Source organism: Xanthomonas nasturtii, assembly GCF_023337365.3.
GTDB lineage: Bacteria > Pseudomonadota > Gammaproteobacteria > Xanthomonadales > Xanthomonadaceae > Xanthomonas > Xanthomonas nasturtii.
Genome location: NZ_CP142084.2, coordinates 4,134,254 through 4,148,456 on the forward strand (window position 1 = coordinate 4,134,254; position 14,203 = coordinate 4,148,456).

The 14,203-nt window shown below is 64.3% G+C and carries 15 protein-coding genes and 1 pseudogene; 10 read left to right on the forward strand and 6 right to left on the reverse strand.

All coding sequences use genetic code 11. The features are described from left to right. Positions 1-170: 170 nt before the first annotated feature. Both M3O59_RS18045 and M3O59_RS18050 read right to left on the reverse strand, forming a co-directional pair. Positions 171-356 (reverse strand): hypothetical protein, encoded by a 186-nt coding sequence (locus tag M3O59_RS18045; RefSeq protein WP_116906182.1) that lies wholly within the window; start codon positions 354-356, stop codon positions 171-173. Positions 357-443: 87 nt separating this feature from the next. Continuing rightward, positions 444-911 (reverse strand): annotated as a pseudogene (locus tag M3O59_RS18050) (DUF6766 family protein); the annotation flags it as partial. 227 nt (positions 912-1,138) lie between these two features. Here M3O59_RS18050 and M3O59_RS18055 point away from each other — a divergent pair. The 6 genes from M3O59_RS18055 to M3O59_RS18080 all read left to right on the forward strand — a co-directional run bounded on the left by M3O59_RS18055 (position 1,139) and on the right by M3O59_RS18080 (position 9,021). After that, entirely contained in the window at positions 1,139-2,005 is an 867-nt protein-coding gene (locus M3O59_RS18055; protein ID WP_116906183.1) for an SDR family oxidoreductase, read from the forward strand. 430 nt (positions 2,006-2,435) lie between these two features. Further along, positions 2,436-3,605 carry a UDP-glucose 4-epimerase GalE gene (gene galE / locus M3O59_RS18060; RefSeq protein WP_116906184.1) on the forward strand — a complete coding sequence of 390 codons (1,170 nt, stop codon included), beginning with the start codon at positions 2,436-2,438 and terminating at the stop codon, positions 3,603-3,605. A gap of 37 nt (positions 3,606-3,642) precedes the next feature. Next, complete coding sequence (locus tag M3O59_RS18065; protein WP_249046039.1) at positions 3,643-4,827, forward strand: glycosyltransferase family 1 protein; 1,185 nt, start codon at positions 3,643-3,645, stop codon at positions 4,825-4,827. Continuing rightward, the gene (gene glf, locus M3O59_RS18070; RefSeq protein WP_116906186.1) at positions 4,824-6,011 is read left to right on the forward strand and encodes a UDP-galactopyranose mutase; all 1,188 of its coding nucleotides are present in this window, start codon (positions 4,824-4,826) and stop codon (positions 6,009-6,011) included. Before M3O59_RS18065 ends, glf begins: the two co-directional genes overlap by 4 nt. Before the next feature lie 86 nt (positions 6,012-6,097). Further along, positions 6,098-7,249: a hypothetical protein gene (locus M3O59_RS18075; RefSeq protein WP_064633690.1), complete on the forward strand. Its 1,152-nt coding sequence runs from the start codon at positions 6,098-6,100 to the stop codon at positions 7,247-7,249. Continuing rightward, complete coding sequence (locus tag M3O59_RS18080; protein ID WP_116906187.1) at positions 7,246-9,021, forward strand: ABC transporter ATP-binding protein; 1,776 nt, start codon at positions 7,246-7,248, stop codon at positions 9,019-9,021. Before M3O59_RS18075 ends, M3O59_RS18080 begins: the two co-directional genes overlap by 4 nt. A gap of 180 nt (positions 9,022-9,201) precedes the next feature. Here the strand turns inward: M3O59_RS18080 and M3O59_RS18085 are convergent, their stop codons facing one another. Both M3O59_RS18085 and M3O59_RS18090 read right to left on the reverse strand, forming a co-directional pair. Then, complete coding sequence (locus M3O59_RS18085; protein ID WP_116906188.1) at positions 9,202-9,384, reverse strand: DUF3606 domain-containing protein; 183 nt, start codon at positions 9,382-9,384, stop codon at positions 9,202-9,204. 83 nt (positions 9,385-9,467) lie between these two features. Then, on the reverse strand, positions 9,468-10,091 hold the full coding sequence (locus tag M3O59_RS18090) for a DUF4142 domain-containing protein (protein WP_116906189.1): 624 nt from the start codon (positions 10,089-10,091) through the stop codon (positions 9,468-9,470). A 269-nt stretch (positions 10,092-10,360) separates the two neighbouring features. Between M3O59_RS18090 and M3O59_RS18095 the strand changes: the two genes are divergently transcribed. Next, positions 10,361-11,524: a zinc-dependent alcohol dehydrogenase gene (locus tag M3O59_RS18095; RefSeq protein ID WP_116906190.1), complete on the forward strand. Its 1,164-nt coding sequence runs from the start codon at positions 10,361-10,363 to the stop codon at positions 11,522-11,524. A gap of 85 nt (positions 11,525-11,609) precedes the next feature. On the opposite strand, the gene M3O59_RS18100 is transcribed toward M3O59_RS18095, so the two are convergent. After that, positions 11,610-11,777, reverse strand: a complete 168-nt coding sequence (locus M3O59_RS18100; RefSeq protein WP_064633698.1) for a hypothetical protein — start codon at positions 11,775-11,777, stop codon at positions 11,610-11,612. Between the two features lie 381 nt (positions 11,778-12,158). Here M3O59_RS18100 and M3O59_RS18105 point away from each other — a divergent pair, with 381 nt between their 5' ends. Both M3O59_RS18105 and M3O59_RS18110 read left to right on the forward strand, forming a co-directional pair. Next, on the forward strand, positions 12,159-12,509 hold the full coding sequence (locus M3O59_RS18105) for a YkgJ family cysteine cluster protein (protein WP_082925809.1): 351 nt from the start codon (positions 12,159-12,161) through the stop codon (positions 12,507-12,509). A 9-nt stretch (positions 12,510-12,518) separates the two neighbouring features. Next, a complete protein-coding gene (locus tag M3O59_RS18110; protein ID WP_064633700.1) occupies positions 12,519-12,740 on the forward strand; it encodes a hypothetical protein in 222 nt (73 codons plus the stop codon). Positions 12,741-12,786: 46 nt separating this feature from the next. Here M3O59_RS18110 and M3O59_RS18115 read toward each other — a convergent pair whose 3' ends face one another. After that, positions 12,787-12,999, reverse strand: a complete 213-nt coding sequence (locus M3O59_RS18115) for a hypothetical protein (RefSeq protein ID WP_064633702.1) — start codon at positions 12,997-12,999, stop codon at positions 12,787-12,789. Positions 13,000-13,465: 466 nt separating this feature from the next. Between M3O59_RS18115 and M3O59_RS18120 the strand changes: the two genes are divergently transcribed. Continuing rightward, positions 13,466-14,203 carry a DUF3348 domain-containing protein gene (locus M3O59_RS18120; RefSeq protein WP_181920593.1) on the forward strand — a complete coding sequence of 246 codons (738 nt, stop codon included), beginning with the start codon at positions 13,466-13,468 and terminating at the stop codon, positions 14,201-14,203.

Below are 14,203 nucleotides of genomic sequence, written 5' to 3' on the forward strand. Positions count from 1 at the left end.
GCTGGCCGCTGCTTGGAATGGGATGCATCGCTAGCGCACTGCGATGCTGCGGCGATGGCCGGACTTCGCGAACGCTGCCGGCCTGCTTACCTCAGCTGCCAGGCAAGGACGTTGCTAGAAACGAATAGCGCCCGCATCGGCGGGCGCCAGGGTGATGCTGCTGGTGTGCCTCAGCGTTTTTCCAAGCCATCCGGCCGCTCGTAATCGCGCTCGGGATCGGCCTTGTTCACGTCGCGATCTTCGTCGGGCATGTCGTGCACCTTCCATTCGACATCTTCATTGCGACGCTCCTGCGGGGTGAACGGCTTTTTCTGGTCGTCTTCCGGACCCCACGGCTTTTTCGGTTCGCTACCCATGCGTTGCTCCTGCGTTTTCGTCGTGATGCAACGCTAGGCGGGCATGCATTGCAACGCAGTGAACGAAGCCGGGTGATGGCGTGAAGTGGGTGCGCGTTGATGCTGCGCGCGCTCCAGGAGGTCCAGCCGCCAACTGCCGACCGGATGCAGTGCGAAGCTCATCAGGAATGAAGCCCCGAACGCGATTGCCAGCGAATGCTCATGCAGCCGTCGCCACACCCCACCGGCGCGTACCGGCCAAGGAGTGGCTCCGGGTTTGATGTCGCTGCATTCTTCGGCCGGATCGAGCGGCCGCGATTCGGCCGAGCCTACCTGACGCAGCTTGACGGTGAGCAGCACCTACATGCCCATCTGCAGGAATTCGCTTTCCCAGTTTTCGAACAAGGCAGCCATGAAATGCGGGCTGTGCAGGTAGGCAGACCGCAGCAGTGCCGACGACCCCTGTTCGCGCAGCGCGTGGTTGTACGCATGCAGCCCGGCGTAGATCTGGCAACCAATGAAGAACACGGTCAGCGCAAGCAGACACAACGTCAGCCCATTCCGGTGCAAGACCATGGATGACCTCCTGACGATGCGCGCAGTATCGAGCGTCATTGGCTAAAGCGCATGAAGTTCGCGTGCACACCCCATGGGGTGTGTTCAACAGCAGTGTCGCCACTGAGACTGCAGCGTGCATGGCGCAGTGCGCAACACACGCGGTGCCGACATCGCCTAGCCCGGATGTTTACGTTTGCGTGACCACACTGGCGTTCAACCAACGACCCCACCGTCAGGAGACGACAATGACCGTACCCACTTATCCACGCCCACCCTTCAAGCCACAGCAGCAGAGCTTTCCCGGCCGCACCGAACAGATGGACCCGCGGCCGGACCATGGCGAAGACAGCTACGTGGGCCACGGCCAGCTGAGAGGCAAGCGCGCATTGATTACCGGTGGCGACAGCGGGATCGGCGCTGCGGTCGCCATTGCCTACGCACGCGAAGGCGCCGATGTGGCAATCGCCTACCTTCCCGATGAGCAGGAAGATGCCGCGCGGATTGGCGCACTGATCGAAAAGGCCGGCGTCAAATCGCTTCTGGTCGGATGCGACATCAGCGATCCCGATCAGGCGGCGGCGTTGATCGACAAGGTCAACAGCACCCTCGGCGGACTGGATATCCTGGTCAACAACGCCGGCTACCAGAAGTATTTCGAATGCTTCGAGGACATCACCCTGGAGGAGTGGCGCAAGACCTTCGATACCAACGTGCATGCGGTCTTCAACCTGGTGCGTCTGTCGGTGCCACTGATGACAGATGGCGGCTCCATCATCAACACCGCCTCGGTGCAGTCGAAGAAACCAACGTCGAATATCCTGCCCTACGCCGCAACCAAGGGCGCATTGGCCAACCTCACCATTGGCCTGGCCGGCGTGCTGGCGGAGAAGAACATCCGCGTCAACGCGGTGCTGCCGGGTCCGATCTGGACACCGTTCATCCCCTCCGGCATGGATGAAGAGTCGGTGGAAAACTTCGGGTCGCAGACACCGATGGGGCGCCCCGGTCAGCCGGTCGAGCTGGCATCGGCTTACGTCATGCTGGCAGCCGATACCGCCAGTTACACCTCGGGCACCTTGCTGACGATTGCCGGCGGCGCAGTCACGCTGTAACGCTTCAGAGTCGCTTGCAGCCCGCCTCGCCCGCCGTGCGACGCGGGCTTTTTCATGCATCGCTTCCTTGCGAGTACATTGCAGGCGCGAGCGCAGCCCGCGCTGCCTTCATTGGCCGCATGGCACTCGAAGACTATTTCGGGCGCGTGCAAGAACGCACACCACAGGTGAGTTTCCGGTCAACGTTTTGCTCGCGTGACACACACCCATTCCTGCGGTTGCTCTCACGGCCCGCCACCTACCGTAGGTGGCGTTGGACCTTGATGCACGCCCCCTCTTTCGAACAGTGCTGCCCGCCACGCAGATGTGGCGCAGGTGCGAATGCACTGCTGGCGCGACGACATCATCCGACACGCATCGACGCATGCGACGTGGTGCATCCGCACCATGGGCAGGCCAGCACAGCCGCGCCCCTCTAAGGCAGACAACAATGAGAATTTTGGTCACCGGCGGTACCGGCTATATCGGCTCACATACCTGCGTGGAACTGGCGCGGCGTGGGCACAAGGTGTGCATTGTCGACAATTTGAGCAACTCCTCCGAGCGCGTGCTCGCCCATCTGCAGCATCTGATGGGGTTCCGCCCGGAGTTCCATTGCATGGACGTGCGTGCACCCGAGCTTGCCGAGCTGATGATCAGCAAACGTATCGACGCGGTGCTGCACTTTGCCGCGCTCAAGGCAGTCGGCGAATCGGTGCGCGAGCCGCTGCTGTACTTCAACAATAATGTCACCGGCACGCTGGCACTGCTGCGCGCGATGCGCACCGCCAAGGTCTGCAACCTGGTGTTCAGTTCGTCGGCCACCGTCTATGGCGATGCCAACTGCAGCCCCATCGAAGAAAGCGCACCGTTGAAGGCGATCAACCCGTACGGGCGCACCAAGCTGATGATGGAAGAGATGATCGGCGACCTCAGCGCGGCCTGGCCGGAGTTCAACGCGGCCTTGCTGCGCTACTTCAACCCGGTGGGCGCGCATCCCAGCGGATACCTCGGCGAAGATCCGCGCGGAGTGCCGAACAACCTGATGCCGTACATCGCGCAGGTGGCAGTCGGTCGACGCGCTGCGCTGCAGGTGTTCGGCGACGACTACCCCACCGACGACGGCACCGGGGTGCGCGACTACCTGCATGTGATGGATCTGGCACGCGCGCACGTGGATGCCATCGATTACCTGCAGCGCGAACGCAAGGGCTTGGTGGTCAATCTTGGCACCGGGCGCGGCTATAGCGTCCGTGAAGTGGCGGCCGCTTTCGCACGCGCCAGCGGCCGGCGCATTCCGCTGAGCATCGCGCCACGCCGCCAAGGCGATGTGGCGGTGTACTTCGCCAGTACTGCACTGGCCAACCAACTGTTGGGCTGGAATGCCGAATACGACCTGGAGCGTATGTGCCGCGATACCTGGCGCTGGCAATCCATGCATCCGCACGGCTATGCCCATTCGCGCTTGCCGCGCCAGCGCACAGCGGCACCCGTGCCCGAGCGCGAGGTTGCACGCGAGCTGACGGCACCGGCGCGCCGGCTGCTGCCCGGCCCCGACACGCGCCGTCGCAGCGAACCGGCACGCAAGCTGTCGGTCGCCGACGCGCTCTCCCGCGCGTGATGCGCGGCCATTGGTTTCTTTCCTACGAGGGCATTCCATGAGTTGGGCTGGTCAGTTCCAATACGCGATCGGCAAGACCCGCCGCGCCGTTCCATCCGACAGCATGCCGCAGTTCGATCCGGCACGGCCCACGCTGGTGTGTCTGTCGCACCTGCGCTGGAGTTTTGTCTACCAGCGCCCACAACACCTGATGTCGCGCTTTGCCCGCGATGCCAACGTGCTGTTCTGGGAAGAACCCATTGCCTGCGATGCAACCGAGCCCTGGCTGGATGTGCGCGGCGAAGAGGACGGGGTGCACGTGCTGGTACCGCGCCTGCCCGCCGGCTGCGAGGGCGAAGCGGCGGTACAGGTGCAACGGCGCCTGTTGGACGGCTACCTGGCCGAGCTGGGCGTGCGCGACCTGTTGCTGTGGTACTACACGCCGATGAGCCAGGGCTTCAGTGCGCACCTGCCTGCGCGCACGGTGGTCTACGACTGCATGGACGAACTGTCGGCGTTTCGCGGCGCCCCGCCGGAGCTGGTGCAACGCGAGCGCGAGCTGCTGCAGCGCGCCGATGTGGTGTTCACCGGCGGCTACAGCATCTGGGAGGTCAAGCGTGCCTTGCATGCCAATACGCACGCATTCCCGAGCAGTGTGGACGTTGCGCATTTCGCCGCCGCGCGCACGCCGCAGCAGGAGCCTGAGGACCAGCGTGGCATCACGCATCCACGGCTGGGCTTTTACGGCGTCATCGACGAGCGCTTCGATGTCGCGCTGCTACGCGATATTGCGGCGCAACGCCCGCAGTGGCAGTTCGTGATGATCGGCCCGGTGGTCAAGATCGACCCTTCCGAGCTGCCGCAGGCCGCCAATATCCACTACCTGGGCGGCAAGACCTACGACGAACTGCCCGGGTATCTGTCCGGTTGGGACGTGGCCTTGATGCCGTTTGCGATGAATGCCTCCACGCGCTTCATCAGCCCGACCAAGACGCCCGAATATCTGGCCGGCGGCTGCCCGGTGGTGTCCACGCCAATCCACGATGTCGTGCGCACGTATGGCGACACCGGCGTGGTGCGCATCGCCGACACCGCCGATGCCTTTGTGGCCGCCTGCGCAGCAGCGCTGCAGGACAGCGCCGACCGCGGGCAACTGCTCGACAGCGCCGACGCAGTGCTGGGCGACATGTCCTGGGACCACACCTACGCCTTGATGAAGGAGACACTCTCTTGGAAGCAATGAACCCATCGGCCGCCACACCGCTCGCCAGCCGCCGCACGCACGGCACCACACGGCGCGGTTTCGATTACCTGATTGTCGGCGCCGGATTTGCCGGCAGCGTCCTGGCCGAACGCCTGGCCGCCGACCTTGGCAAGCGCGTGCTGGTGGTCGACCGGCGCCCGCACATCGGTGGCAACGCCTACGATTTCCATGACGATGCCGGTGTGCTGATCCATCGCTATGGCCCGCACATCTTCCACACCAATGCGCAGCGCATCGTGGATTATCTATCCAACTTCACTCAGTGGCGTCCGTACCAGCACCGCGTACTTGCGCAGGTCGGTGCGCAGCAGGTGCCGATCCCGATCAACATGACCACACTGAACCGCCTGTATGGCCTGCAGCTCACCACCGAAGAAGAGGCCGCCGCATTTTTGGCCCGCCGCGCCGAGCCGGTGGCCGATATCCAGACCAGCGAGGATGTGGTGATCAACCAGGTGGGCCGGGAACTGTACGAAACCTTCTTCCGCGGCTATACGCGCAAGCAGTGGGGCCTGGACCCGTCGCAGCTGGACAAGTCGGTGACCTCGCGCGTGCCCACGCGCACCAACGACGACGACCGCTATTTCACCGACACCTTCCAGCAGATGCCGTTGCACGGCTACACGCGCATGTTCGAACGCATGCTCGATCACCCCAACATCAAGGTGATGCTCAATACCGACTACCGCGAAATCTGCGACGAGCTGGACTACGACGAGCTGGTCTACAGCGGCCCTGTCGACGAATACTTCGACTATTGCTACGGTAAGTTGCCGTACCGCTCGCTCAGGTTCGAACACAGCACGCTGGACCAGGAACACTTCCAGGCGGTGGCCACGGTCAATTATCCTGACGGAGCCGTGGCTTACACGCGCATCACCGAATACAAACACCTCACCGGCCAGCACCATCCCAAGACCAGCCTCACCCGCGAGTATCCTTCGGCCGATGGCGACCCGTACTACCCCATTCCCCGCGCAGAAAACGCCGAGCTGTATCGGCGCTACGAGCGCCTGGCCGCCGAAACGCCCAAGGTCACCTTCCTTGGCCGGCTGGGCACCTACAAGTACTACAACATGGATCAAGTGGTCGGTCAGGCGTTGGCCTTGTACAAGCGCATCGAAGAGGCCGAACAACAGCGTCGGACCGAACTGGCGGTCTGACCGTCCCCACCCCGCCCTGCAGCACCACGCTGCGGGGTAGTTTTCGACGCGTCGCCACGGCAGCGACGCGTGCTGCAGGATGTCAGATGCATACCCCCACAGTGTTCGAAAGTTTTTTCATGGCGGGGTTCGAGTGTTCGACCCACCGCCGCCGCGACGGGCGCAGGCTCGATCTGATTGCCGGCACCAAGCACGACCGCTGGGCCGCGAACGACTATGCGGCGTTGTCCGCGCATGGCCTGCGCACCGCGCGCGATGGCTTGCGCTGGCATCTGATCGAACAACGGCCCGGGCATTACGATTGGTCCAGCTTCCTGCCGATGTTGCATGCGGCCAACAGCGTCGGTACGCAGGTGATCTGGGACCTGTGCCATTACGGCTGGCCGGACGATGTGGACATCTGGACGCCGCAGTTCGTGGACCGCTTCGCACGTTTTGCCGCGGCCGCTGCGCAGTGCGTCAAGGATGCCTGCGATGCGGTGCCGTTCTATGCGCCGCTCAACGAGATCTCGTACTGGGCATGGAATGGCGGCGATCACGCGCGCATGCATCCGATGGCACGCGGGCGCGGTTTCGAACTCAAGCATCAGCTGGTGCGCGCCACCATTGCCGCGATCGATGCGGTGCGCCAGGTGGACCCGCGCGCACGCTTCGTGCAGGTGGACCCTGCAATCCATGTGGCGCCGTCCAACGACCGGCCTGGCCCGCGCCGCGAAGCCGAACGCCTGCGTCTGGCGCAGTTCGAAGCATGGGACATGATTTGCGGCAAACAATGGCCAGGGCTGGGCGGCACCCCGGCGCATCTGGACATCATCGGTCTCAATTATTACCCCGACAATCAGTGGTATCTGGGCGGTGTGCCGATCCTGCGCAACTCGCCCGACCATCGGCCCTTTTCAACCATCATGCAGGAGTTCTGGCAGCGTTATCGCCGCCCGATGATCGTGTCCGAAACCGGGGCCGAAGCCGATCAACGCGGGCCGTGGCTCGATCACGTCGGCAGTGAGGTGGCGATGGCCCTGCAGCACGGCGTGGCGATGGAAGGCATCTGCCTGTATCCGGTGCTGGATTACCCGGGCTGGGACAATTATCGGCATTGCCCCACCGGCTTGCTCGGCTATGCGGACGAACAGGGCGAACGGCCGCTGCATGCCGGCCTGGCCGAACAACTGCGGCGCGAGCACGAGCGCTTCGGTCTGCGCGTGCCGCAGTTCGCGCTAGCCGACATCGACACGTGAGCACGCCCGCCCACTCCGCATTGTTGCCGGACACCCCGGCGCGCTTTCTCTGGCATTACGTGGGCCGCCGGCCCTGGCATTTCATGGGCCTGTTGGTCTTGATCGTGGGCGCGGCCGGCTGCGCGGTGTCGGTGCAATACGGCATGAAAATGCTGGTGGACGCGATGGCCACCGAGCAACGCAGCCAGGCCAACGTGTGGCTGCCGCTGGGCTTGTTCATCAGTTTGATTGCGGTGGAAAACCTGTTGTGGCGGCTCGGCGGCTGGCTGGGATGCCGCACCGTGGTCGCCAGCGTGGTGGATATCCGGGTGGATCTGTTCCGCCACCTCACCGGCCACCCGATGCGCTATTTCACCGAGCATTTCGCCGGCGCGCTGGGCAATCGCATCACCGCGCTCGGCAGCGCCGCCGGCCAGATCTTCGGTGGCCTGGCGTGGAAGATCGTGCCGCCGATTGTGGATTTTTTCGGCGCCATCGTGCTGCTGCTGACGGTGGATTGGCGCATGGCCGCCACGCTGGTCGGCTTCGTCGCAGTCGTGGCGGCCATCATCACCAGCTTCGGCATCCGCGGCCGTGCCAAGCATCAGCGCTTTGCCGCGCAGGCTGCACGCGTGGGCGGCGAACTGGTGGACGCGGTCTCCAATGTGTGGACGATCAAGGCATTCGCCGCGCGCGATCGCGAAAGCGCGCGGTTGGCCGAACAGATCGGCCACGAGGCAGTGGCGCATCGGCGCAGCTGGATGTATGTGCAAAAAGCGCGCGTGATTCACGACATCTGTCTGTCGCTGATGGCCGGCGGCATGCTGCTCTGGGCGATCAGCATGTGGCGCTCCGCTGCGGTGAGTGCGGGCGATGTGGTGCTGGTGAGCGCGCTGACCTTCCGCATCCTGCATGGCTCGCGCGATCTGGCGCTGACCCTGGTCGACACCACGCAGCAACTGGGCGCCATTGCCGATACCTTGCAGATCATTCTGCAACCACACGCCATCGTCGATGCGGACGTGCCGCTGGCATTGGCCGAAGGCGATGTCCGTTTCGAAGACGTGCGCTTCGCCTATCCCGAGCGCGAGGCAGTGCTGGAAGGACTGAACCTGCATATTCCGGCCGGCCAGAAGGTGGGCATCGTGGGGCCATCCGGTGCCGGCAAGTCCACCTTGATTGCGCTGATCCAGCGCCTGGACGATGTGCAGTCCGGGCGCGTGCTGATCGATGGGACAGATATCCGCAGCGTCAGCCAGGACAGTCTGCGCGAGAAGATCGCGGTGGTACCGCAGGAAACCGCGCTCTTCAACCGCAGCATCGGCGACAACATCCGCTACGGCCGGCCCGACGCCAGCGAGGCCGAGGTGCACGACGCCGCGCGACGCGCGTTCTGCGATGGCTTCATCCGGCAATTGCCCCAGGGTTACGACACCCAGGTGGGCGAACGCGGGGTGATGTTGTCGGGCGGCCAGCGGCAGCGGCTGGGCATTGCGCGCGCGTTTCTCAAGGATGCCCCCATCCTGATCCTGGATGAAGCCACTTCGGCGCTGGATACCGAATCGGAGGCGGAAATCCAGGCCGCGCTGGATCACCTGATGCGCGACCGCACCGTGCTGGCGGTGGCCCATCGCCTGTCCACGGTGATCGGCTTCGACCGGATCGTTGTGTTGCAGGAAGGTCGCGTGGTTGAAGACGGCAGCCCTGCAGAATTGCGCGGCCACGGCGGCGTGTTCGACGGTTTGTGGCAGCGGCAGGCGGCCGGGTTCGAGGCTGTGCCGGAAGCGCCGTAAGGTTGGCGCCATGCCGGCGACGCGTCAGCTTTCTGGTCTGATGCGAACGAAATGCGCGAGGTGCAGGGGTTTGGCGTGCATTGCGCGCGAAGGACGCCGTCGCTCATGCAACAAGGGAGCCGGCAAGCACCAAAAAGACCGCCAGCCTTCGCCGCCTGTCTGGTTTGCTGCATCACCGGTTCAATGCGGTGGACGGTAGTCACGCAGCTTGGTCGTCACGTTGCCGATTTCCTGCACCGCGCGCTTGAGATCATCTTCGGACAGGCCCAGCGCGCGCGCCCGGTACTGCAGTTCCCATTCTTCGTTGATGCTGAGGTCGTGCATGTCGGTGGGTTGACGATGGGCGTCTTGTGGTTCGCCCATTGCGATCTCCGATACAGAGCAATCAGCAAACTGCTAGGCAGCCGCCACACAGACGCGGCGGCTGCCTTGAAAGCGACGTCAGATCAGTGTGGCTGGCCCTGCTTGGCACGCAGCGCCTTGGCGTGTTCCAGATGCTCGGCAATGGTGTCGCGTACGCGCTGCAGCTCCTTGCCCAGATCGCTGGAACCTGGCTCGCTGCTCAACTGGGTGTCGAGCAACGCCAGCGCTTGTTGGTGGCTGTCCACACTGGTCTGCAGGTACTGCGATTCGAACTGCTGCCCATGCAGGTTCTGCAGACGCGTGCGTGCAGCTTGCGCACCTGCGGCCGCGGCCTGACCGAGCGTGCCATTGCGGTCCGGCGCAAAACGGCTGAGGTCAGTCAGCGCCGCACTGTGTGCTTCGTCCATCTTGCGCGCGAAATCCAGCACCTCGCCTTCCACGCCTTTGACCACTGCCAGCTGCGCAAGCGTGCGCTCGTTTTCGTTGAACACCGCAAGCGCGCCAAGCGCCTGCTTGCGGTCGCGGGCATCGCCGATGCTGTCGCGCAACGGGTCGCCGTGCGGCGGCGTGGCACCGACGACCGCGGGTGCATTTTGCAACGGGCCCTGCTCGCCTTGTGGGTCGCTCGCCTGCCCCTGGCGGCGTTGCCAGGCCTTGTACGCCACATAACCCACCGCACCGGCGGTCACCATCTTCAAAAGTCCCATTGCTGTCTCCTGTCTGGTCGCGCTTGCCTGATTGCGCAGCGCTCATTGGTTGTCGGGGTCGCTGGCGCATGCAAACGATGCTACATGCGTTCCAGTGCGTTGAAGGAGCCTGCGAGCGTGCGGGTTATCCAGACGTGACTTGCGCATCAACGCCGCGTCGGCGGTCAAGGGTGTCCACACCATGCCCACGCACCGTGCTGACAGGCTTAACGCAGGTGCACGAACACTGCACGGCGTTACCACGTCCTACCGTCCCCCAGGAGACAGCCATGCTTGCCCTCAACTACCACGGCTCACGCGATGTGCGGGTCGAAACCGTGCCCGATCCGGTATTGGTCGAACGCGACGACCTGATCCTGCGCGTCACCGCTACCGCCATCTGCGGCTCGGATCTGCATCTGTATCGCGGCAAGATTCCCGACCTGCACCCCGGCGACATCCTCGGCCACGAATTCATGGGCATCGTCGAAGACGTGGGCACGGATGTCACCGCGGTCAAACCGGGCGACCGCGTGGTGATTCCGTTCGTGGTCGCCTGCGGCCGCTGCTTCCATTGCGTGCTGCAGGAATACTCGGCCTGCGAAACCACCAATACCGGCAAGGGCGCCGCGCTCAACCACAAGGACATGCGCCCGCCGGCGGCGCTGTTCGGCTTCAGCCATCTATATGGCGGCTTGTCCGGCGGCCAGGCGGAATATGTGCGCGTTCCCAAGGCCAACGTCGGCCCGCTGGTGGTGCCGGACGCCTTGCACGATGAGCAGGTGCTGTTCCTGTCCGACATCCTGCCGACCGGATATCAGGCAGTGATCGACGCAGGCGTCAAACAGGGCTCCACCGTTGCGATATTCGGTGCCGGCCCGGTCGGCCTGATGGCTGCGGCGTGCTGCCGCATGCTGGGCGCCGAACGTATCTTCATGGTCGACCGGCATGCATACCGGCTCGACTTTGCGTCCAGGGCCTATGGCGTGATTCCGATCAATTTCGACGAGATCGACGACCCGGCCGATGTCATCGTTTCGCAGACCGATGGCCGTGGTGTGGATGCCAGCATCGAAGCGGTCGGCTTCGAGGCCGAAGGCAGCGCCGTCGAGACCGCACTGACCAATTTGAAGCTGGAAGGCAGCAGCGGCGTGGCAATTCGGCAGTGCATTGCGGCAACCCGGCGCTGCGGTGTGGTGAGCGTGCCGGGCGTGTATGCCGGCTTCATTCACGCCTTCATGTTTGGGGATGCATTCGACAAGGGCTTGAGCTTCAAGATGGGCCAGACGCATGTGCAAAAACATATGCCGCAGCTGCTGGAACGTATCGGCAATGGCGACCTCAAGCCGAGCTCGATCATTTCGCATCGCATGCCCCTGGCCGAGGCAGCGCGTGGCTACGAGCTGTTCGACAAGAAGCTGGAGGATTGCCGCAAGGTGGTGCTCACGCCGTAAGCGTGGATGTTGCATACGACAGCGGCGCAGTCATCGACCGCGCCGCTGCCGTTTTTGCTGCCGCATGGCCGCAACTGAAGACGATTCAGTCCAGTGGCTTGGCCGGCACGAACGGCGATACCGGGTCACTGGCCGGAAAGGTTTCTTCCACTGCCTCGTCCTGCAGCGCGTCCTGCTTTTGCTTGTCGTGCTGCGCGTCGTCGTGGTCATTGGCCTGATCGTGCGCGGATGGAATCTGGTTGGATGTGCTCATGGCGATTTCCTGATGCGTGAGAGGGGAGAAGAGCGGTTCCCAATCACGCTACGACGCGCAGCGTTGGCACAGGTGAAAAGCGTCTTCGCACTTAGACGACAAAGACAACGTGGTGCGTCACTTGCGATGCAGTGCGTGTAGCGATTCGTTGTTGCCAAGGGCAGCACAGCCGCGCGCCTGTCTCGGTCAATCGACTTGCCGCAGGCCTGACGCGGTGTATAGCACCCGATGCAACTGCGTACGCGCGGTTGCATCGGGTGCTGCAGGAGTTAGGCGCACCATGCACAGCTCCTTGCGCGTGCAGCGCGCGCTACTGCGTGCACAGCGCACCTCGGCCTCGCGGGCCGGTTCACACCCCGGCGCGCCCAAGGTGTATGGTGCATGGGCGGCCGGAGTCCGGTGTCGCCTTCACTCTATCTGGCCTTTTCCATCAAGAATCTCTGCGAACGCTGCGACGCCGTCTGTTGCCGGCTCACCGTCATGGTCGATCCATCCGACCGCATCCCACACCATCTCACCAGCGTCACGCCTCAGGGCTGGCACGTGATGGCGCGCGACGAGGAAGGCTGGTGCGTGGCCATCGATGCTGCGCGCATGTGTTGCTCGATCTACGAAACGCGGCCGGCGATCTGCCGCCGTTTCGTCATGTCCGGCCCGTATTGCCGCGACGTGCGTGCCACCTACGACGACCAACGCCGCCGGGGCATTCCCTTGACGCTTTACAACGCATGAGGATTCGCGATGAATAATTCCCGCCGCCAGTCGATGACCGTCAGCAATCAGCCGGGCAAGCCGCGTCTGTCCGAGCAGCGTTTGGCCGCCGATCTGGAAGCGTTTCAGCAATCCGGTGGCGCGATCGAGCGCCTGGGCGATACGCCGCTGCGTCGTGAAAAGAAGCGCGGTGCGCCGGAATCTGCACCAGCAGCCGCGGCCAAGCCGGCCGTCGAAGCCGACGCCGACTAACACGGCAGACACGTAGCGCGCCTACCTGGCGGTGAGTGCCTGGCAGTTACAGCAGCTGCGCGCGCTTGGTTGCGCCAAGGCCCTGCGCCAGCGAGGCCATCTCGTTGGCCAGGGCGATCACGTTGCCGCCCGCCTGTGCCGCAATGCCCATGATGCGTTGATACGCGTCCCAGAAGTCCGGCCCACTGCCATAGGCATCGTGGAACCCTTGCAGCTCCAAGACCAGCAGATCGGACACTTGTATGTCGGAGCGGTCCATTGTGTTACCTCGTTGGGGGATTTCCCCGGCCCGCAGCTTATACCCGTTCACTTTACAAAACCGGGTCAGCCCGACGACCGGCCACCTGAACCTGAACTGGTTAAACAGTCACCCTAAGTGATTGTTGCGAATGGAGTTAGATGCCCCATCGTCTACCGCGCGCTCCGGTCGGCGCCGCAGGCGGCCACCTGTCCACCGCCTGCGCCCTCCGATATCCGATGGCGCACCTTCTGCTGTCAGCCACTGCGGCTTGCACGCCACGCGCCGAATGCCGTCGAAGTCGTTGCTGCCACGCCCCTGCACCTCCGCCACCCCTTGCGACCCCGGCCCTGCGCCAGACGCCTAGGCGCGCCAGCGGCCGGCTGAATGCCGCCGCATCCGGGCCCGCCGGCGCGCCGGCAGCGCGCGTGCAACCCGCGGACCTGCGCGCATTCCCGTGTAAAATGCGCGGTCTTTGACCGGAAGAATGGCGAAAGTTTCTCCACGGGCGCCCTTGTCGGGCCCGGCGTTCATTCGCCTGCTTGCTCGCCTCAGCGACGCCCACATCGCCCAGTCCAACCACGCACTCGCCGACCGGCTGAGCCAGTGGATCGACTGGACGCGGGCGGTGGCCGTGTCCAAGGCGCTGGACGGCAAGCTGCCCGACACCGACGAGCTGCCCGAACCGCGTCCGCTCGATGCCGACGCCTGCACGCGCGTGCGCACCGGCCTGGCCACCAGCAGCGTGGCCGAGTTGGACGCGCTGGTCGTGCGCGTACGTGCCGAAGCACGCAGCGCCGCGCTTGCCGATGCGGCGGTTGCGGTGCCCGACTACGCGCCGTTCCGCCAGCATTACCTGGCCATGCAACGCGCCATGCGCACCGCTACCGGCGATTTGCGCGGGCGCCTGCGCGATCTGCTCGCGCTGGTCTCCGCCGACATGGCGCGGCTGGCCGAAGTGGACGCGGTGATGGAGCTCACCCTGAGCCCGCGCGAGCAGAGCTTGTTGAACACCGTGCCGGGCCTGCTCGGCGCGCACTTCGAACGCCTGCGCACTGCCGCGCAGGCGCACAACCCGCCAGCCGATGACGATGCCGCCCCACGTGCGCTACCCGATGGCTGGCTGGATGTCTTTCGCAAAGACATGCAGAGCGTGTTGCTCGCCGAACTGGATATTCGTTTTCACCCGATCGAAGGCCTGCTTGCAGCGCTTCGTACCCGCTAA